The sequence below is a fragment of the Cryobacterium zhongshanensis genome (assembly GCF_022760445.1).
Lineage (GTDB): Bacteria > Actinomycetota > Actinomycetes > Actinomycetales > Microbacteriaceae > Cryobacterium > Cryobacterium algoricola.
Genome location: NZ_JALGAR010000001.1, coordinates 20,726 through 39,297, shown reverse-complemented (window position 1 = coordinate 39,297; position 18,572 = coordinate 20,726). Strand labels below are relative to the sequence as shown.

At 68.6% G+C, this 18,572-nt stretch carries 25 protein-coding genes; 13 read left to right on the top strand and 12 right to left on the bottom strand.

Annotated elements, in window-relative coordinates; genetic code table 11:
• Positions 1–149: 149 nt before the first annotated feature.
• The 3 genes from MQH31_RS00200 (at position 150) to MQH31_RS00190 (ending at position 1,938) form a co-directional block, all read left to right on the top strand.
• On the top strand, positions 150–482 hold the full coding sequence (locus MQH31_RS00200; RefSeq protein WP_243010500.1) for a DUF7882 family protein: 333 nt from the start codon (positions 150–152) through the stop codon (positions 480–482).
• Positions 479–742 carry a hypothetical protein gene (locus MQH31_RS00195; protein ID WP_243010499.1) on the top strand — a complete coding sequence of 88 codons (264 nt, stop codon included), beginning with the start codon at positions 479–481 and terminating at the stop codon, positions 740–742. Before MQH31_RS00200 ends, MQH31_RS00195 begins: the two co-directional genes overlap by 4 nt.
• A 176-nt stretch (positions 743–918) precedes the next feature.
• On the top strand, positions 919–1,938 hold the full coding sequence (locus MQH31_RS00190) for an o-succinylbenzoate synthase (RefSeq protein ID WP_243010498.1): 1,020 nt from the start codon (positions 919–921) through the stop codon (positions 1,936–1,938).
• A gap of 38 nt (positions 1,939–1,976) precedes the next feature.
• Here the strand turns inward: MQH31_RS00190 and ccsB are convergent, their stop codons facing one another.
• From ccsB to MQH31_RS00165, 5 genes are read right to left on the bottom strand one after another with little or no spacing between them, the layout of a single operon-like run.
• Positions 1,977–2,981: a c-type cytochrome biogenesis protein CcsB gene (gene ccsB, locus MQH31_RS00185; RefSeq protein ID WP_243011638.1), complete on the bottom strand. Its 1,005-nt coding sequence runs from the start codon at positions 2,979–2,981 to the stop codon at positions 1,977–1,979.
• 51 nt (positions 2,982–3,032) lie between these two features.
• On the bottom strand, positions 3,033–4,724 hold the full coding sequence (resB, locus tag MQH31_RS00180) for a cytochrome c biogenesis protein ResB (RefSeq protein WP_134534463.1): 1,692 nt from the start codon (positions 4,722–4,724) through the stop codon (positions 3,033–3,035).
• Positions 4,708–5,469: a cytochrome c biogenesis CcdA family protein gene (locus MQH31_RS00175; protein ID WP_243010497.1), complete on the bottom strand. Its 762-nt coding sequence runs from the start codon at positions 5,467–5,469 to the stop codon at positions 4,708–4,710. The genes resB and MQH31_RS00175 overlap by 17 nt, the downstream gene beginning before the upstream one ends.
• A complete protein-coding gene (locus MQH31_RS00170) occupies positions 5,466–6,107 on the bottom strand; it encodes a TlpA family protein disulfide reductase (RefSeq protein WP_243010496.1) in 642 nt (213 codons plus the stop codon). Before MQH31_RS00170 ends, MQH31_RS00175 begins: the two co-directional genes overlap by 4 nt.
• Positions 6,104–6,748 carry a histidine phosphatase family protein gene (locus MQH31_RS00165; RefSeq protein WP_243010495.1) on the bottom strand — a complete coding sequence of 215 codons (645 nt, stop codon included), beginning with the start codon at positions 6,746–6,748 and terminating at the stop codon, positions 6,104–6,106. Before MQH31_RS00165 ends, MQH31_RS00170 begins: the two co-directional genes overlap by 4 nt.
• A gap of 64 nt (positions 6,749–6,812) precedes the next feature.
• Between MQH31_RS00165 and aspS the strand changes: the two genes are divergently transcribed.
• On the top strand, positions 6,813–8,141 hold the full coding sequence (gene aspS, locus MQH31_RS00160; protein ID WP_166792594.1) for an aspartate--tRNA(Asn) ligase: 1,329 nt from the start codon (positions 6,813–6,815) through the stop codon (positions 8,139–8,141).
• Between the two features lie 127 nt (positions 8,142–8,268).
• Here aspS and MQH31_RS00155 read toward each other — a convergent pair whose 3' ends face one another.
• The gene (locus MQH31_RS00155; protein WP_243010494.1) at positions 8,269–8,553 is read right to left on the bottom strand and encodes a Dabb family protein; all 285 of its coding nucleotides are present in this window, start codon (positions 8,551–8,553) and stop codon (positions 8,269–8,271) included.
• A gap of 8 nt (positions 8,554–8,561) precedes the next feature.
• On the bottom strand, positions 8,562–8,831 hold the full coding sequence (locus tag MQH31_RS00150; RefSeq protein ID WP_134534467.1) for a glutaredoxin family protein: 270 nt from the start codon (positions 8,829–8,831) through the stop codon (positions 8,562–8,564).
• 53 nt (positions 8,832–8,884) lie between these two features.
• Here MQH31_RS00150 and MQH31_RS00145 point away from each other — a divergent pair, with 53 nt between their 5' ends.
• Positions 8,885–9,622, top strand: a complete 738-nt coding sequence (locus MQH31_RS00145; RefSeq protein WP_243010493.1) for an HAD family hydrolase — start codon at positions 8,885–8,887, stop codon at positions 9,620–9,622.
• Between the two features lie 46 nt (positions 9,623–9,668).
• Here MQH31_RS00145 and MQH31_RS00140 read toward each other — a convergent pair whose 3' ends face one another.
• The 3 genes from MQH31_RS00140 to proC all read right to left on the bottom strand — a co-directional run bounded on the left by MQH31_RS00140 (position 9,669) and on the right by proC (position 11,411).
• The gene (locus tag MQH31_RS00140; protein WP_003792170.1) at positions 9,669–9,767 is read right to left on the bottom strand and encodes a 30S ribosomal protein bS22; all 99 of its coding nucleotides are present in this window, start codon (positions 9,765–9,767) and stop codon (positions 9,669–9,671) included.
• 120 nt (positions 9,768–9,887) lie between these two features.
• Complete coding sequence (locus tag MQH31_RS00135; RefSeq protein ID WP_134534469.1) at positions 9,888–10,337, bottom strand: ArsR/SmtB family transcription factor; 450 nt, start codon at positions 10,335–10,337, stop codon at positions 9,888–9,890.
• Positions 10,338–10,541: 204 nt separating this feature from the next.
• The gene (proC, locus tag MQH31_RS00130; RefSeq protein ID WP_243010492.1) at positions 10,542–11,411 is read right to left on the bottom strand and encodes a pyrroline-5-carboxylate reductase; all 870 of its coding nucleotides are present in this window, start codon (positions 11,409–11,411) and stop codon (positions 10,542–10,544) included.
• A 58-nt stretch (positions 11,412–11,469) separates the two neighbouring features.
• Here proC and MQH31_RS00125 point away from each other — a divergent pair, with 58 nt between their 5' ends.
• Together MQH31_RS00125 and MQH31_RS00120 are read left to right on the top strand one after the other, a co-directional pair.
• Positions 11,470–12,432 (top strand): cation diffusion facilitator family transporter, encoded by a 963-nt coding sequence (locus tag MQH31_RS00125; RefSeq protein WP_134534471.1) that lies wholly within the window; start codon positions 11,470–11,472, stop codon positions 12,430–12,432.
• Entirely contained in the window at positions 12,429–13,175 is a 747-nt protein-coding gene (locus MQH31_RS00120) for a glutamine amidotransferase (RefSeq protein ID WP_243010491.1), read from the top strand. The genes MQH31_RS00125 and MQH31_RS00120 overlap by 4 nt, the downstream gene beginning before the upstream one ends.
• Here the strand turns inward: MQH31_RS00120 and tadA are convergent.
• Positions 13,144–13,623, bottom strand: coding sequence for a tRNA adenosine(34) deaminase TadA (gene tadA / locus MQH31_RS00115; protein WP_243010490.1), 480 nt, complete (start codon positions 13,621–13,623; stop codon positions 13,144–13,146). The genes MQH31_RS00120 and tadA overlap by 32 nt on opposite strands.
• Before the next feature lie 33 nt (positions 13,624–13,656).
• Here tadA and upp point away from each other — a divergent pair, with 33 nt between their 5' ends.
• The 6 genes from upp (at position 13,657) to MQH31_RS00085 (ending at position 18,155) form a co-directional block, all read left to right on the top strand.
• Positions 13,657–14,289 carry a uracil phosphoribosyltransferase gene (upp, locus tag MQH31_RS00110; RefSeq protein WP_243010489.1) on the top strand — a complete coding sequence of 211 codons (633 nt, stop codon included), beginning with the start codon at positions 13,657–13,659 and terminating at the stop codon, positions 14,287–14,289.
• A 552-nt stretch (positions 14,290–14,841) separates the two neighbouring features.
• Positions 14,842–15,543 carry a winged helix-turn-helix domain-containing protein gene (locus MQH31_RS00105; RefSeq protein WP_134534474.1) on the top strand — a complete coding sequence of 234 codons (702 nt, stop codon included), beginning with the start codon at positions 14,842–14,844 and terminating at the stop codon, positions 15,541–15,543.
• Positions 15,544–15,951: 408 nt separating this feature from the next.
• Positions 15,952–16,419 carry a MarR family winged helix-turn-helix transcriptional regulator gene (locus MQH31_RS00100; RefSeq protein WP_243010488.1) on the top strand — a complete coding sequence of 156 codons (468 nt, stop codon included), beginning with the start codon at positions 15,952–15,954 and terminating at the stop codon, positions 16,417–16,419.
• A gap of 45 nt (positions 16,420–16,464) precedes the next feature.
• Positions 16,465–16,656, top strand: a complete 192-nt coding sequence (locus tag MQH31_RS00095; protein ID WP_134534475.1) for a DUF1918 domain-containing protein — start codon at positions 16,465–16,467, stop codon at positions 16,654–16,656.
• A gap of 169 nt (positions 16,657–16,825) precedes the next feature.
• Positions 16,826–16,996, top strand: a complete 171-nt coding sequence (locus MQH31_RS00090; RefSeq protein ID WP_166792595.1) for a hypothetical protein — start codon at positions 16,826–16,828, stop codon at positions 16,994–16,996.
• 124 nt (positions 16,997–17,120) lie between these two features.
• Positions 17,121–18,155 (top strand): DNA-3-methyladenine glycosylase family protein, encoded by a 1,035-nt coding sequence (locus tag MQH31_RS00085; RefSeq protein ID WP_243010487.1) that lies wholly within the window; start codon positions 17,121–17,123, stop codon positions 18,153–18,155.
• On the opposite strand, the gene MQH31_RS00080 is transcribed toward MQH31_RS00085, so the two are convergent.
• Positions 18,099–18,545, bottom strand: a complete 447-nt coding sequence (locus MQH31_RS00080) for a PLD nuclease N-terminal domain-containing protein (RefSeq protein WP_243010486.1) — start codon at positions 18,543–18,545, stop codon at positions 18,099–18,101. The genes MQH31_RS00085 and MQH31_RS00080 overlap by 57 nt on opposite strands.
• Positions 18,546–18,572: the final 27 nt, after the last annotated feature.

The window sequence follows — 18,572 nt, the reverse complement described above, 5'->3', positions numbered from 1 at the left end:
CGTGCCGACTGTTGTGTGCGGGAGCACCCGGACAGTCGGCACGCGCGTGACCGAACCCACTCCACGGCTCTCCAGTACCCCCCGAATTGAGCGTTGGCAGCGACTCGATTATTAGTGATAATTCTGTATGACGCGCCAACGAGGGAATCATGGGAAAGCTCACCTATAACTCGACGGTGACGGCCGACTTTGATGATCGCATCCTGGCGCACATCCAGGTTGTCATCGGAGCGAAGCTGCGCCGGGGAGAGTGCTTCTACTTCACGTGGAGGGACGACCCGTCCGGAGGCGACGGCCGAAGCACGATCTGGCTGCATCCGGCCATCCCGCTCGCCTTCAAATACTTCGGCGGACGCTCGCCGAGCCTCAACCGCGACTGGGTCGAGGCTCTCATGCTCACCGCCAACTCCTCGGGCGGCCTGCAGCTGGTCCCGGAGCCGCACCGGCCGACATCCGTGCTCGCGACGAAGGACGAACCATGATTCGCATCGACATCGTCTATGGCGGCCAGCAGTACTCCCTCGGCGGGCGGTCGGCCGAGTCCGTCCGGAACGAGATCAGCGCGGCCGTCACGTCCGGGCAGCCGTACTGGCTGTCCGTCAACAGCGGCGGCGGCCGCTTCGAGGAAGCGTACCTCCTGATCGCGCCCGGCATCGCGTTCGCAGTCCTCGATGTCAAACCCACCAACGGGGACGACCTCGACCTCGAGGTCGACGGCGCCTTCAACCACGACTCTCTCTAACCGCGCGTACCCGGCTCACCGCCCGCCTCGGCGATCCGGCCGCGCACCACGTGCGCCGCTTCGCGCCTGGTATGCCTGGCGCGGACCGGCGGATCTGGCGCGCGACGCACTGCGCGGCTCCACGCCCGCGTCGCGACCGGTCGGCCGCACCCGCGCCCGGCTGGCAGACTGGAACCATGCTTCCCCCACTCGCAGAGTTGCTCGGAACGGCCCGCATTGTCGCGTTGCCGCTCATCACCCGATTCCGCGGAATCGACACCCGCGAGGCACTCCTCCTCCGCGGTCCGGAGGGCTGGACGGAGTTCGCGCCGTTCGCCGAGTACGACGACGCCGAGTCCGTCGCCTGGCTGCGCGCCGCGATCGACTTCGGCTGGACGCCCACCCCCGCGCTCTTGCGCGACAGCATCCCGGTCAACGCGACCGTGCCTGCGATCGACGCCGAGCTCGTCGCGGATGTCCTCGCCCGCTTCCCCGGGTGCCGCACGGCCAAGGTGAAGGTCGCCGCCCCCGGGCAGACCCTCGCGGACGACGTCGCCCGCGTGCGCGCGGTGCGCCGGGTGCTGGGCCCGGAGGGCCGCATCCGCGTGGACGCGAACGGTCTCTGGAACCTCGACGAGGCCGAACACGCCCTGAACGCCCTCGGCGAGTTCGACCTCGAGTACGTCGAGCAGCCGTGCGCGAGCATCGAAGAACTCGCGGAGATCCGCCGCCGTTCCGCCGACTACCTCGGCATCCCCGTCGCCGCCGACGAGAGCGTGCGTCGCGCGGAGGACCCGCTGCTCGTCGCGACGACCGGCTCCGCCGACATCCTCGTGATCAAGGCGGCGCCGCTCGGCGGAATCCACGTCGCACTCGACCTCGTCGCGCAGGCCGGCCTGCCCGTCGTGGTCTCGAGCGCCCTCGACACCTCGGTCGGCATCGCGATGGGCGCCTACCTCGCCGCCGCGATCCCCGGCCTCGAGTTCGACTGCGGCCTCGGCACGGCCTCGCTGCTCGCGGCCGACGTCACCCACGATCCGCTTCTCCCCGTCGACGGCCGCATCCCGGTGCGCCGCGTCGTACCGGACGCCGACCTGCTCGACCGCTACGAGGCATCCGCCGAACGGCGCGACTGGTGGCTCGCCCGCCTCACCCGCTGCCACGCCCTGCTCGCCGCGGAGCCCGCAGAGACCCCCGAAACCCCGCTCGCCGACTGACGGGCCGGTCGGGCGAGACGAGGCGGGCGGATGCCGGGCTAGAGGCCGGAGTAGGCGTGCAGTCCCTTGAAGAAGACGTTGACGACGCCGAAGTTGAACATGACGGCGCTGAACCCGACGATCGCGAGCCACGCCGAGCGTGAGCCGCGCCAGCCGCGGGTGGCCCGCGCGTGGATGTACCCGGCGTAGATGGTCCAGATGATGAAGGTCCAGACTTCCTTGGTGTCCCAGCCCCAGTAACGGCCCCAGGCCTTCTCCGCCCAGATCGAGCCGGCCATCAGGGTGAACGTCCAGAGGATGAAGCCGATGATGTGCACCCGGTACGCCAGGTTCTCGAGTGTCGCGGCCGAGGGCAGCGTCGCGAGGAAGCGCAGCCGCACGCGGCCGGCGGTCGCGACGAGCGCCTCCCGCCGGAACTGCAGCAGTTGCACCACGGAGAGGGCGAAGCCGAGCGCGAAGAACCCGGTGCCGAGCGAGGCGACGAAGACGTGGATCACGAGCCACGCGGACTGGAGCGCCGGCGGCAGCGGGGCGACCTCGACGTAGAAGCGCAGCGCCGCGATGCCGAGCAGCACGAGCACCATGCCGGTCACGAAGGTGCCGAGGAAGCGCAGGTCCGCGCGGGTGAGCACGATCAGGAACACCGTGACGATGAGCAGCGTGCCCGTCATCGCGAACTCGTACATATTCGCCCACGGCACCCGGCCGGCGGCGAAGCCGCGCAGCACGTCCGCCATCAGGTGGATCGCCCAGGCCAGGACGGTCAGCGAGACTCCGATCCGCAGGCTCTTCGAGCGGCCGTACGGCGTGGCCGCGTCGTTAGCGATCCGGGCGCTGATGCGGTTGACGATCGTGCCCGCGGGCTTCCCCGAATCGAGGGTTCCGGTCGAGCCCGCCGTCTGCATCCCGTTGACCGCGCCGACACCGACCGGAACGGCGCTGAGCGCCGCGAGGCCCGCGGCCTCGTCGGCGGTCTTCACGGCCGCTGACCGCTTGGCGAGGTCGAACGCGAAGGAAATGAAGGCGAGCGCATAGACGGCCATCGCCGAGTACAGGCTCAGGATCGAGAGCTCGTTGAGATTCACGTGGTCAGCCTAATTCTGTTCGGTCGCCGGGACGGCTGATGTGGAGGATACCAGCAGTCGCCCATGACGGTCTGCGATGTCGGTCACGGCGGCTTCGAGAGCGGGGTCCTCGCCGCGGGCGAGCCCCGCGTACTCGAGGGTCAGTGTCCCGTCGTCGTGCTCGATCGCCTTGACCCAGACCCGGCGCCGCGGCACGAAGAGACTCGTGAGGAGCCCGAGCAGCGCGAGGACCGCGAAGGACAGCACCCAGACCTGGGTCGGGTCGTGGTGGATGTCGAAGGACGCGAAGCGCAGCACCGACCCGGAGAAGTCGTTCGCGGCGGCGCCGGGGTGCGCGTCGTTGAACGTGACCGAGCCGAGTCCGTTCGGCAGCTGCTGGGTCTCCCCCGGCTTCAGCTCGAGCGATTTCACGCCGGTCTTGCCGCCGGTGAGCCGGGTCATCTTGTCGGTGTTGAGCGAGTAGACGGATGTCGGCACCCCGGCATTCAGCCCGAGGTCGCCCGAGTAGATGTTCAGGGTGAGCATCGGGTACTCGAGGTCCGGGTACGAGGAGTAGAAGGCGCCCGTCGAACTCGCCGCCTGGGTCGGGTAGAAGAAGCCGATCATGCCGAGCTGTTCGCTGAGGCCGTCCGGAACCTTGATCACGCCGAGCGAGGTGAGGTTCGCATCCTGCGGCAGGAACGGAACCGCGTCGGTGAAGACGACGACCCCGTTGGGGTCCTTGACGGTGATCGAGGGCGCGTAGCCATTGCCGAGCAGGTAGACGTCGGTGCCGCCGGTGCGCATCGGGGCGTTCACCTTGACGACGCCGGTCTGGAGGGCCTCGCCGCGGCGGGTGACGCTCACGGCGGCGGAGTAGTCGATCGCCTGGCCGTACGCCTTGAGGTTCTGGGTTTCGTAGGTGACGCTGAAGTCGTCGAGGGTGAGTTTGTACGGCTCGAGGCTCGAGTCGGTGAAGAACCGGCCGGGGCTGAACGAGTCGTAGGCGAGCAGGGTGTTCACGAAGGTCTGGCCCTCGACGAGCACCCGCTGGCCGCTGAAGCCGAAACCGCTGCCGAAGCCGACCGTGATCAGGATGCCGACGAGCGCGAAGTGGAACACCAGGTTGCCGGTCTCGCGCAGGTAGCCGCGCTCGGCGGAGGCCGAGAATTCCCTGGAACCGCCGCGCGGCGCGCTGTCGAACAGGGCGACGCGGTAGCCGCTCTTCTTCAGGAGCGAGCGCGCGGAGTCGACCGCGGCCGCGGCATCCGTGCCCGCCGGAGCGGTGCGCTCGGTGAAGCCGGCCAGCCGGACGAGCCGCGCGGGTGTGCGCGGCGGCTGGGCCCTGAGTGCCTGGAAGTGGTGCTTCGTGCGCGGGATCACGCAGCCGATGAGCGAGATGAAGAGGAGGAGGTAGATCGCGGAGAACCACGCCGAGGAGTAGACGTCGAAGGCCTGGATCTTGTCGAGCACGGGAGCGAGGTCGGGGTTGTCCGCGAAGTACTGGGTGACGCCGTTCGGGTCCGAGCTGCGCTGGGGAACGAGCGAGCCGGGCACGGCGGCGATCGCGAGCAGGAGCAGCAGGAACAGGGCGGTGCGCATGTTGGTGAGCTGGCGCCAGAACCAGCGCAGCCAGCCGATCAGGCCGAGCCTGGGCTGGGTGACATCGTCGGACGCCGGGGCCGGCGCGGGGGAATCGTAGTGGTCAGATGGCCGGGACATAACTGCCGATCACTCCTTGCAGGTCGAGGAGCCAGGCATTCCAGACGCCGGTCACCATGAGGACGCCGATGACGACGAGGAGCACGCCCCCGAACAGATTGATCGCGCGGACGTGCCGCTTCAGGAACGACACCGCCCCGGTCGCCCAGTTGAGGCCGAGCGCGATGAGCAGGAACGGGATGCCGAGGCCGAGGGCGTAGAACAACGCGAGGATGCCGCCCTGCCACGGGGAGCCCGTGGTGAGGCTGAGCGAGTTGATCGCGGTGAGGGTCGGACCGGTGCACGGTGTCCAGCCGACCGCGAAGACCGCGCCGAGCACGGGGGCGCCGGCCAGCCCGGCGCGCGGGCGCCAGCTCGTCTTCACCGTGCGCTGCAGGGCGGCGAACTGGCCGACGAAGACCAGCCCGAGCAGGATCACGACAACGCCGGCGACCCGGGTGACGAGGTCGCGGTACTGGTTGAGCCAGAAGCCGGCCGCGCCGAAGACGACCCCGGTCAGCACGAAGACGAGGGTGAAACCGAGCACGAAGAGGCCGACGCCGGCCAGGAGCCGGTTCCGGCCGCGCCGGTCGCCGCGCCCGGCCGTCGACCGACCGTCGGTGAACCCGCCGATGTAGGCCAGATAGCCGGGCACGAGCGGCAGGATGCACGGGGACGCGAACGAGACGAGCCCGGCGAGTACCGCGATGGGAATCGCAAACAGGAGCTGGCCGCTGAAGACGATTTCGCCGAAGGGATTGTTCACGCCGCGGGGACCTCGGCGATGGCGTCGCGCACAATGGTCTCGAGGATCGACGGCGTCGACAGGGCACCGAGGATGCGCGCAGCGACCCGGCCGCTCTTGTCGAGCACGAGCGTGGTCGGCACCGCGTTCGGCGGGATGCTGCCGCTGAAGGCGAGCTGCATGGCCCCGCCGTCGACATCCATGATCGAGGGATAGGTGATGCCGTAGCTCTGGTTGAACGCGATCGCGTTCGCGGCCTGGTCGCGCACGTTCACGCCGAGCCACTCGGCTCCCGTCCCGGAGAACTCGGCGTTGAGCTTCTGCAGGGCAGGGGCCTCGACCCGGCAGGGTGCGCAGCTCGCGTACCAGAAGTTGAGCACGAGTACTTTTCCGGCATAGTCGGTGTCCGACACGGCGGCGCCGGTCTCGTCGAGACCGTTCCACGCCACGGCGGCTCCGCGTTCAGCGGCTGCGATCTCCGTGACACTGCCGTCTCCGGCGATGAAGCCCTTGTTGCTGCCGGCGCGGTACTGGTCGGCGAGGGGGTCGGTCGAGCAGCCGGTGAGCACCAGGGCGAGCGCGAGCAGACCGACCAGGCCCGTCAGACCGGCGGCGCGGCGCCGCCGCGGGCGCGTTTCGATTCCCGGACCGGCCTTCACACCGCTCCTACGTCCGTGGCACCGGCCTGCAGGTCGGCTGCCGGGTTCGCGTAGCTGATCTCCACGAGCCCCTCACCCCGCCAGGACAGTGTGGTGATGCTGGACAGGGCGCAGCGGCGGCCGCGCGGGTCATGGGCGAGCCGTTCGCCGGCGAGGGCGCGGTGCACCATCCAGATCGGCAGCTGGTGGCTGACGAGCACGACGTCGCCGTCGGTCACGGAGTTGTAGGCCTCGTCGATGGCGGCGAGCATCCGTGCGGAGATCGCCCGGTACGGTTCGCCCCAGCTCGGTCGCAGCGGGTTGAGCATGGCCGGCCAGTTGCGGGGGTCGCGGAGGGCGCTGTGCTCGCCGGACATCCGTTTGCCCTCGAACCTGTTGGTCGGTTCGATGATGCGCTCGTCGATTTCGACGGGCAGGCCGAAGGCCGCGGCGATCGGAGCCGCGGACTCGCGCGTGCGCTGGAGAGGGGAGGCGATGACGCGACGCACCGGCCGGCCGCGCTCCACGAGGTCGACGGCGGCGGTCGCGGCCATAGCCGAGCCGAGGTCGGAGAGCCGGAATTCGGGCAGCCTGCCGTACAGAACGCGCTCGGGATTGAACACTTCACCGTGACGGACGAGATGGATCTGGCTGGCTACCACCCGCTCATTCTACGGAGGAGGTGCCCATGAATTAGCCGAGAGCCGGTGCAGCTAAACTTATGCGGTGACTTCGCGCGTATTGATCAAGAACCTGGCCGCCCTCTCCAACGGAACCGTGACGGTCTCGGGGTGGGTCGATACGGTGCGCGACCAGAAGAAGGTGCAGTTCGTCGTGCTGCGCGACGAGTCGGGTGCGGTGCAGCTCGTGAACCCCCGCACGACGGATGCCGACGGTGCCGTCGTCGCCGACGAGCCGGCCACCACGATCTCCGCGCTCGCCCAGGGCAGCTTCATCACCGTGACCGGTGAACTCAAGCACGACGAGCGGGTCAAGCTCGGCGGCATCGAGATCAAGCTCGCGAGCCTCACCGTCGTCACCGCCGCCATCCCCGAGACGCCGATCGCCGCGGACTCGAGCCTCGACAAGCGCCTCGACTGGCGCTTCCTCGACCTGCGCCAGCCGAAGCAGAACCTGATCTTCCGCATCCAGACCACCTTCGAGCACGCGCTGCGCACCTACTGGATCGAGCACGACTTCATCGAGCTGCACACCCCGAAGCTGATGGCGAGCGCGAGCGAGTCCCGCGCAGAGCTCTTCGAGGTCGACTACTTCGACACCAAGGCCTACCTCGCGCAGAGCCCGCAGTTCTTCAAGCAGATGGCGCAGTCAGCCGGCTTCGGCAAGGTCTTCGAGGTCGGACCGGCGTTCCGCGCCGACCCCTCCTTCACGAGCCGCCACGCGACCGAGTTCACGAGCGTCGACGCCGAGATCAGCTGGATCGACAGCCACGAAGACGTCATGCAGCTGCACGAGGAGCTCCTCGTCGCCGGCTTCACAGCCGTCAAGGCCAAGCACGGCGAGGAAGTTCTGGCCCTGTTCGGAGTCGAGGTTACCGTTCCGACGCAGCCGTTCCCGCGCATCCCCCTCGCCGAGGCCAAGGAAATCGTCAAGAGCCGCGGCTATGAGGTGCCGCGCGACGACGACGACATGGACCCGGAGGGCGAGCGCCAGATCGCCGCGTATGTGCTCGAGACCTACGGGCACGAGTTCGTGTTCCTCACCGACTACGCCGCGAGCATCCGCCCGTTCTACCACATGCGCCCGGAGAACGACCAGACCATCACCAACAGCTACGACCTGATCTTCAACGGCACCGAGATCTCGACCGGCGCGCAGCGCGAGCACCGCATCGACGTGCTCACCGCCCAGGCGATCGAGAAGGGCCTCGACCCGGAAGAGCTCGGCGGGTACCTCGACTTCTTCCGCTACGGCGTTCCCGCCCACGGCGGCTTCGGCATGGGCCTCGCCCGGGTGCTGATGCTGATGCTGCACCAGGCCAGCATCCGCGAGGTCACCTACCTGTTCCGCGGCCCGACCCGCCTCGAGCCGTAGGCCAGTCCCACTCGATAGCTCGATAGCTCGATAGCTCGATAGCTCGATAGACGGAGGAGATCCGGCGCCCTGAGGCTCACCCAGCCTCAGCAGCCCGGATCTCCTCCGTTGTGTGGTTCCGGAAGGCTCAGAACTGCACGTCGACGGTGGACTTCTCGGCGACGACGGAGCGGATGAACGCGCCGACGGCCTCGTGGGCCGGGTGCACCTGGTAGCGCGCGAGCGCGTCGAGGTCTTCGTAGTCCGCGATCAGCACGACGTCCCAGTTAGGGTTCCCGACGACATCCGTGCCGACCTGCAGGGTGCGGATCTCGGGGACGACGCCGACGAGGGACTCGAGGCGCTCGACGATGGCGGCCGCATCGGCCGCACGGGCGGCGGGCTCGGTCGCGGCGAGCCGCCACGACACCACGTGCCGAATCATTTCACGGCCAGAAGCGCCGTGCGGAGCCGGTCGGGATCGATCCGCCAGTAGTTGTGCACCGTGCCGTTGATCATCAGCACGGGAATGTCCTCCAGATACAGGTCGCTGAGGGCCGCGTCGTCCAGGATCGAACGCTCCTCGATCGCCATCTCGGGCGCTCCCGGCGTTCCGTCCAAGGTGCGGACGACGCCCGTCACGACCTCACGTGCATCGTCGCAGAGGTGACAACCGGGCTTGCCGATCAGGGTGAGGAGTGCAGTGGCCATGCTCCCACCCTAAGCCGGGCACGGCATGGTGACCCAACTAGACTCCAAGGGAGATGTTCCAAGCCACTCCCCCGCGCGCCATCGCGTTCTTCGATGTCGACAACACCCTGATGCGAGGGGCCAGCCTCTATCATCTGGGCGTCGCCGCGTGGCGATGCGGCCTGATCACCCGGCGCGACATCACCTCGTTCGGCTGGAAGCAGGCCCGGTTCCTCGCGGTCGGCGAGAACCGCGACCACCTCTCCACCGTGCTGCTGCGCGCCCTCGAAGTGGCCGTCGGGTTCGAGCAGGCCGAGCTCATCCGCTTGAGCGAGGAGATCTTCGACACGAAGCTCACCCGTCGGCTCTGGCCGGAGACGGTCGCGGTGGCCAGACGGCACCTCGAGACCGGCCACGAGGTCTGGCTGCTCACCGCGAGCGTGCAGGAGGTCGCCGACGTCATCGCCGCGCGCCTGGGCTTCACGGGCGCGGTCGGAACCGTGCTCGAGGCGGACGACGGCATCTTCACAGGTCGGCTGACCGCCGGCGTCTGTCACGGCGCGCTCAAGTCCGACGCGGCCCGTGCACGCGCGGAGGCGAGCGGGGTAGACCTCGCCGACTGCTGGGCGTACTCGGACTCGCACAACGACATTCCGCTGCTCGAGCTGGTCGGCCACCCGGTCGTGGTGAACCCGGATGCCGCGCTCGCGCGATACGCGGCGGCGCGCGACTGGCCCGTGATGCGGATGAAGCGTGCGAGCATCCGCCGGGCGGCGCGCGCGAACCGGGTCCACACAAGCAAAAAGCGCTAGGCCCGAAAGGACCTAACGCTCACGCTTGGGGACGGGCTAAGCCGTCCTACTTCTTGTTGCGACGCTGATGGCGGGTCTTACGAAGCAGCTTGCGGTGCTTCTTCTTCGCCATACGCTTGCGTCGCTTCTTAATTACAGAACCCACACGGACCTCACAAGATTTGATTTCGCCGCGAGATTCGCGACAGACACGAAAGTGCCAGTCTAGCGGATAAGCGCGACGCTCGACGCTCGGCCGGCGGTTGCCGGTCGAGTACTGCTGGTTCTACTGTTCGTTCTTCCGCCATTTGCGCGGTTTAACGTCTTTGACCGCATGCGCGACCTGGAATGAGGTGTCGGCGAAGACCTTGCCGATCGCGGTCGCGAACGCCCGCTGTTCTTCCTTGAGGCCCTCGGCCTCTTCGGCTTCCTCCTCCGTTGCGGCGTCGAAATCGACGCTCAGGAAGGGAATCAGCCAGTCTTCGATCTCCTCCAGGGGGGCATAGTCGAGATGGTAATAACGGTGCTGCCCTGCTTCACGTACGCCGACGAGTCCAGCCTCGCGCAACACCTTGAGGTGCTTGGAGACGGTCGGCTGGCTGAGGCCGAGTTGCACGACGATGTCAGACACGCTGAGCTCGCCGCCGACCGCCCCGGACTGGTTGTATCGCTCGAGGAGAATGCGTAATATTTCGCGTCGAGTCGAGTCCGCCACCACGCCGAAGATGTCTGCCATACCTTTAGGCTAGTCATTCCCGCGAAGGGATACTACGACGACCGACATACCGGCCCGGCACCCGCAGCGCCCGGGCCCTGCGCTACCCCGCGTGGTTCCGAATTCAGGAGTTGCCCCCGCGGCCGCAGCCCGTCCCCCGGAACAGTGCGGCACATCCGTCTTGGCCGCCCCGAACCGGGCTCAACTCCTGAATTCGGAACAGGGTCAGTCGGTGGGGGCGGCGAGTTCGCGGGCGCGGGCGAGTGCGGCATCCGTCGCCCGGTCGAACAGGTCTTTGAGACCGCCCTTCTCGAGTTCCCAGACCGCGCGCTCGGTGGTGCCGTGTGGGCTCGTGACCTGGCGGCGGAGTTCACCGGGCGACAGCGGGCTTGCCTCGAGGAGGGTGCTCGCGCCGAGGAAGGTCCCGTTGACGAGCACGGCGGCCTCCTCAGGTGTGAAGCCCTTGTCGATGGCCGTGCGGGTGAACTCCTCGATCAGGTAGAACACGTAGGCCGGGCCGGAGCCGCTGATCGTGCTCAGGGCGTCGAGCTTGTCCTCCGGGACGACGAGCACCGAGCCCACGGTGCCGAACAGGGCCTGGGCCAGATCGAGGTCGGCCGGAGTGGAGCGGGTGCCTGCGCTCAGGCCGGTCACGGCCTTGCCGACGAGGGCGGGGGTGTTGGGCATCGACCGGATCACGGCGACGGATGCCGGCAGCAGCGCCTCGAAGGTGGCGATCGTGACGCCGGCCGCGACGCTCACCACGAGGGTGCCCGGTTCGAGGGACGGCGCGATCTCGCGGAGCAGGTCGGGCACCATGGCCGGCTTCACCGCGACGACGACGATGCGGGCCCCGGTGACCGCGGTGCGGTTGGCGTCCGGATCGATCGCGGTGGCCCACGCGGTGACGCCGGGAAGGTCGCGCAGCTCCGCGGCCTTCTCCGCGGTGCGGTTGGTGGCCCGGATGCCGCCCTCGACCGTGACGGCGGGGGTCAGCAGCCCGGTCAGGACGGCACGCGCCATCGATCCGGCTCCGAGGAACGCGATGGTGGGCAGGACGGTGGGGGTCGCCGCAGTGGCGGCAGTCTCGGTCATGCGGCCAGTCTACTTTTCGGGGCGTTTCGGAGTCTCGGGGGCCTTCTACAATTGCTCCATGAGCGCATCGTCGGGGAACAAGGCCATCATCGCGGCACTCGGGGCGAACCTGGGCATCGCCGCGACAAAACTGATCGCCTGGGGGCTCTCGGGTTCGTCCTCGATGCTCGCTGAGGGAGTGCACTCCCTCGCCGATTCGGGCAACCAGTTGCTGCTGCTCCTCGGGGGCCGCAAGTCGCGGAAGGACGCCGACACCGAGCATCCGTTCGGCTACGGCCGCGAGCGTTACGTCTACGCCTTCGTGGTCTCGATCATCCTGTTCTCCATCGGTGGCGTCTTCTCCCTCTATGAAGGGGTGCAGAAGCTGCAGGACCCGCATCACCTCGACGTGCCGTGGCTGCCGATCCTCGTGCTGCTCGTCGCGATGGCCCTCGAATCGTTCTCGCTCCGCACCGCGATCAAGGAATCGAACCACACCAGGGGCGGGGAGACCTGGGTGCAGTTCATCCGGCACGCGAAGGCTCCGGAGCTGCCCGTCGTGCTGCTCGAGGACGTCGCGGCACTCAGTGGGCTCGTGCTCGCGTTCCTCGGCGTCGGCCTGACCATCGTGACCGGCGACCCGATCTGGGACGCGATCGGGACCATCTGCATCGGTGTCCTCCTCGTGCTCGTCGCGATCGTGCTCGGCGTCGAGACGAAGAGCCTCCTCGTCGGCGAGGGCGCCCGACCGGCTGACACCGCGACGATCCAGCGCGCGATCCTGGACGGCCCGGAGACGCAGCGCATCATCCACATGAAGACGCTCTACCTCGGACCGGACGAACTGCTCGTGGCCGCGAAGCTCGCCTTCGACGCCGAGTTGCCCTTCTCCGACGTCGCGGCGTCCATCGACGTGATCGAGGAACGCGTGCGGGCGGCGATGCCGAGCGCCCGCGCGATCTACCTCGAGCCCGACGTGTTCCACGACCCGAGCCAGCCCGGCCCGCTCACGGACACCATCATCATCCGGGGCCGGGAATGAGCGCAGTCCAGGCCGTACCGGCCACGGATGCCGCGCCGGTCGCGGTGAAGACGGCGCTCGTGCTGCGCCACGACGCCACCATCCACCTCGGCAACCTCGAACCCGTGCTCCGCGAGCACGGCTACACCGTGGACTACGTCGAGATCCTCAGCGACGACCTCGGCACGATCGACCCGACCGCCGCCGACCTCGTCGTCGTGCTCGGCGGGGAGATGGGCGCGTACGAGACCGAGGCCTTCCCCGCCCTCGCCGACGAGATCTCGATCCTGCGGAACCGGCTCGCGGCCGAACGACCGGTGTTCGGCGTGTGCCTCGGCGCCCAGCTGATGGCCAACGCGCTCGGCGCCAGGGTCTACCCCGGGCCGACGAACGAGATCGGCTTCCGCACGGTTGAACCGACGGGTCTCGGCGCCACCGGGCCGCTCCGCCATGTGGCCGGCGTCCCGGTGCTGCAGTGGCACAGCGACACCTTCGACCTTCCGGAGGGCGTGACGCGCCTGGCCGGTTCGCCGCAGTACGGTAACGAGGCGTTCGGCATCGGCGACTGGGCGCTCGCGGTGCAGTTCCACCCCGAGGTGACACCGGCCATGCACGAGGTCTGGCTGCGCGCATCCGCCGCGGAACTCACCGAGGCAGGCCTCGACCCGGAAACCCTGCGCGCCGAGCGCGACCTCTACGCCGGTTCGATGCAGGATGCCTCCCGCGCCTTGTTCAGCGAATGGCTCGACGGGCTGGATCGCTGAAGAATTCCCGGAGCAGGGCGCCGCACTCCTCGGCGTCGACCTCCGCGTACACCTCGGCGCGATGGTTGAGCCTGCGGTCGCGCAGCACGTCGTAGACGGAACCCGCTGCGCCCGCCTTCTCGTCCCAGGCGCCGAAGACGACGACCGGGATCCGTGCGGCGAGGATCGCACCGGCGCACATCACGCAGGGCTCGAGCGTGACGACCAGAGTGCAGCCGGTCAGGTGCCAGTCGCCGAGGGCGGCAGCCGCTGCCCGGATGGCGACGATCTCGGCGTGACCGGTCGGATCCTGCCGTGCCTCCCTGTCGTTCCGGCCGCGGCCGATGACGACGCCGTCGGGATCGAGCACGACCGCGCCGACCGGGACATCGCCCGTCTCGAGGGCCGCGCGGGCCTCCCGGAGGGCAAGCCGCATCCATTCGCGGTGCTCGCGATCCTGCTCGCCCATCCGGATACCTCCCCCAGCTAGTAGATTGAGCCTATGCGAGTCCATGTAGCCGACCATCCGCTCATCACCCATAAACTGACGGTTCTGCGGGACAAACGCACCTCCTCACCGCTCTTCCGGTCCCTCGTGGAGGAGCTGATGACGCTCCTCGCCTACGAGGGAACCCGCGGGGTACGGGTCGAAGACATTACCGTCGAGACCCCGGTCGGGCTGGCCCACGGGGTGCAGATCAGCGACCCGAAGCCGCTCGTCGTGCCGATCCTGCGCGCCGGTCTCGGCATGCTCGAGGGCATGGTCAAGTTACTGCCGACCGCAGAGGTCGGATTCCTCGGCATGGCCCGCAACGAGGAGACCCTCCAGCCGACCACGTACGCGGAGCGCCTGCCCGACGATCTCTCCGACCGCCAGTGCTTCGTGCTCGACCCGATGCTCGCCACCGGCGGCTCGTTGATCGCGGCCATCCAGTTCCTCTTCGACCGCGGCGCCGTCGACGTCACGGCCATCTGCATCCTGGCGGCGCCCGAGGGCCTCGCCGCCGTCGAGGCGGCGTTCCCCGGTCGTGAGGTCTCGATCATCCTCGGCGCCGTCGACGAACGCCTCAACGAGATCGGTTACATCGTTCCCGGACTCGGCGACGCCGGCGACCGTCTCTACGGACTCGTCTAGAACACACTCCGCCCGTTCCGCCGGTTGATACCACGCCGGCGGAACGCGCAGGTCCTGCGACCATCGAGCGTTGCAGCGCAGTAGGTTCACGAATCTTTGATGAAGTGCCTTTTCATCGAGGAACATGTGACGAAGTGCCCATCGGGCACGGATCCTCCCGTTCGACCCGACCGGGCCGAACGTGATGCAGCAGGCCTCCCGGCTTCCTGCGTCACAAAGTTGACACACGCCGTAACAGTGGGCTTTACTCACAGTTATGACAACCACTCACCGCCCCCTGACCTCCCTCGAGGCCCTTGGGACTGCCGGCATGATGATGCCCGGCATGCGCGCCGAGTGTTGCCGAATGTGCCGCTGAACCGCGACACCCTCGCCGAGCTCCCCTCTCGCCTCAGAACCCCGTGCAGTAGCACCCCGCGGTTCTGAGTCGGTCGGTTGAACTCCCGGAGCCTCTCCAACGCTCCGTACCCGGTCACAACGACCATTGCCGAACCCGCAACCGCGCAGAGCGCCGGGTTCACCCCAGCATCATCACCCCCAAGGACTCCTGCCATGTCGCTCGCACACATTGACACCGCCCGCTCCATCCACAACGCCCGCCCGGCACTCGCCCTGGCACCGGCCCCCGCCGCTCCCCGCATCCGCGCCGTGCCGGAGGGCACAGAGGCCAGAGGCTTCGTGCTCTACGTCGGCATCGACGAGGCCAAGGCCGCCGCCGCCGGCACCTCGCTGCACCGCATCGTCGAGGCGCTCAAGGCCCTCACCGAGGAACTGGCCCCGAACGCAGAGACCCACGCCGCAGTGGCACTCGCCCCGGCGGGGGCAGGCGGCCGCGACGTCGACGTCGTGCGCCTCGCCCTCCAGGACCCGGCCGCCCTGGCCCGCCACCGCACGGTGGCCGACCCGGACCGTGCCGCCGGCGGCGTGGTCGTGGACATCTCCCGCAAGCGCGTGGTGCTCGACAACGAGACCGCGGCCTTGACCTACAAGGAATTCGAACTCCTGCAGTACCTCGTGCTGCGTGAAGGCCGCACCATCGAGCGTGCCGAGCTCATCGAAAAGCTCTGGGACGCCGCCGACGAAGAGGACGCCCCCAACGAGCGCACCATCGACGTGCACGTGCGCCGCCTGCGCGCCAAGCTCGGCCGCTACGAAGACATCGTGCGTACCGTGCGCGGCGTCGGCTACCGCTTCGACCGTCACGCGGATGTCTCGATCCGCCAGTCGACGACGCCGAGCCCCGACGTCTTCTAGGTTCTCCCCCGTACCCCGGGCCCCGGGCCCCGCACCGACTCTCATCCGCAGTGAGTTGCGGACACAGCGCCGTCGCCGCGCGCACGAACGTGTCTTCACCGCAACTGAGAATGCCCGAGGCCTCTGCGCGGGCGTGGGCGGATTCGTGACGCGGACCGCGCGTTAACGTGATTGAGGGCCGGTCGTAGAGGCTTAACGACCGACCCTCTTCCCTTGCACCAAGAGTGTCCTGCAATCACATTTCGCGTCTTCCGCCACAGCAAACGGTTGACGCACAACGAATATATAACGAACCGGTAACGGAAAGCTAGCTGTGCGGCTGTATTCTTTCTGCGAATTCGCCAAGAGCCGTGCAGCGAGGGCTGGCGTAGATTCTCTAGTCTGGAGAGACACGACTGAGGAGGACCGGTGACGGATCGAGCGGCCGCAGTATCCGCCTGGGAATCGCTGTTTCGCGCGCAAGTGGCGATCATGCGCAGCCTCGCGAGCGACTTTCCCTCCCGCGAGATTTCCTTCAACGAGTACGACGTGCTCTTCAACCTGTCCAGGGAGCCGGATCGGCGCATCCGCCTACGCGACCTGAACCAGCACGTTCTACTCACCCAGCCGAGCGTGAGCCGGCTGATCGACCGCCTGGCCTCGCGTGGGTACATCCACAAGGTCACCGACCCGAACGACGGGCGCGGTGCCATCGTCGAGCTGACGGATTCCGGGTACGCGTTGTTCCGCAGTGTCGCGGTCGATCACATGGGCTCGATCTCCGCCCGGTTCGGCGACGCCCTCTCCAACGAGGAACTCGAGCAGCTCACCGCCCTCTGCGACCGGCTCAGGATCGGGCCGGCGGGTTGCCCGCCGCCGGAAGACCTGCCCTGTTGAGAACGGCGGCCCGGGCGTAGCTTGAACCGCAGGAGGTGCGTGGACATGCGCGCAATCATCGGCGACAGGATCATCATTCGCGGCCGGACGGTCGAGACACCGGACAAACACGGGGAGATCGTCGAGGTGCGCGGGCCCGACGGTGAGCCGCCGTACCTGGTCCGCTTCGGCGAGGGCCACCAGAGTGTCGTCTACCCCGGCGCCGATTTCGTCGTCGAGCGCTCCGACACGGACTGACGCCCCTGACGGCGGACCACCGGCGGGCACGACCGGCGGCGGGGTTCCTTTCCTGTACGGATACATACTTCGACACATCCGTCTAGGGGGTACCGCGACGGGTTTCGAGAGTTAGCGTTGAAGTACACGTTACAAACCGTGGCGGGTAAGAGGATTAGGGGACCTAACCATGCTGATCACGTGTCCGTTCTGTCATTCGCCGGCGCAGCTCACGCCGAACGCCGCGCACGCGAAGCAGATCACCCTGCCGCTCTACGTGCTCAAGTGCTCGGGCTGCGAACGCACGAGTGTGCGGATCGAGCCGGTTCGCAAGCAGCACCTCACGGTCGGGGCGCACTGACCCGGAACCCGGTGTACGACGGTCCAGGACCCGAGGCTCGAAGCGCACCCGAAGCGCCCTGAGCATCCGGTCGTGATCGTGCGGATGTGTCCGCCCTGTCGGACGCACTCCCTAGGCTGTCAGGGTGGGAACAGCTGCAGGGAGTGACGAGGGAACGGCGCCGTCAATCGCCGCGCCCGCAGGGCCCGGCATGCCCGCAGTCGCGCCGGACCTGACGCAGCGGGAGGCGCCGGAACGCGCGCCGTCCCCGGACTGCTCGAGCCGGTGGCGGCCGGCCCATCCGACGGATGTCGGTCTCACCCTCTCGCGCCTGCGCCGAGGCCGGTCAGACCCCACCTTCCAGGTGAGCCAGGACGGTGCCGTGTGGCGCACTACGCTCACCCGGTCCGGGCCGGCGACCCTCCGCCTCACCCAGTCCGGCCTGACCGAGCTACGCTGCGAGGCGTGGGGCGAGGGCGCGCGGGAGGCCCTCGAAGGCGCTCCGGACCTTCTCGGGGAACGCGACGATCCCTCGGGGTTCGTCGCGCAGCATCCGCTCGTGCGAGACGCGCACCGGCGCTGGCCCGGCCTGCGGATCCCCCGCACCGGGCGGGTCATCGAATCGCTCATCCCCGCGATCCTCGAACAGAAGGTCATCAGCCTGCAAGCGACGGCCTCGTTCCGCGCCCTCGTCCGCGCGCATGGAACGCCGGCGCCCGGTCCAGCACCTGCGGGGATGCGCGTGCCGCCGTCGGCCAGGGCCTGGCAGCTCATCCCCTCCTGGGAATGGCATCGGGCCGGTGTCGACCCGCAGCGGTCCCGCACGGTGATGGTCTGCCTTGCCGTGACGCGGCAGCTGGAAGCGGCGAGCGACCTGACGGCGGCCGAGGCGAGCGCACGGTTGCGCGCGGTGCCGGGGATCGGCGAATGGACGGCGGCGGAAGTCGCCCAGCGGGCCTTCGGTGACGCCGATGCGCTCTCGGTCGGCGACTATCATCTCGCCGGGGCGATCGGCCACACCCTGTTCGACGCGGATTTCGACGACGCGCTCATGGTCGCCGCGATGCGCATCTGGCAGCCGCACCGCTACCGGGTCGTCCGCCTGCTCGAGGCCTCCGGGACCCTAGGCAAGCCCCGTCACGGGCCCCGGCTCGCCTTCGTCGACCACAGGGGTCACTGAGGCGGACCCGGGTTCTGCAGCCGCTGCCGATGCTGGAGACACTTCGGTTGCCGGCGGCGCTGCGGGCGCTGGAGCCACTTCGGGCTCCGCGGGCGCCGAGGGCGTGGTCACCGCTGCCGGCACAGCGCCTGCCGCGGGCGCCTTCCGCCTTCCGCAGACGAAGTAGGTGATCGGCCCCACGAAGTTCAGTCCGATGACGGCGGCCCACAGGAGCTTGGGTCCGTTGACGAGTGCGGCGGGCCGCTTCGCCAGGTCCGCCCACGCGGTCGCGGCGAGCGCCAGCTGCACCGATCCGGCGACGAGGACGCCGGTCTGCTCCCGGGGACTGAGGTCGCTCCAGGCCCGTTTCCGCGCCGATCGCTTCGAGATGGTCTTCCTGGCCGATGTCATACGATCCTCCCCCGGTGCCGCCCTCTG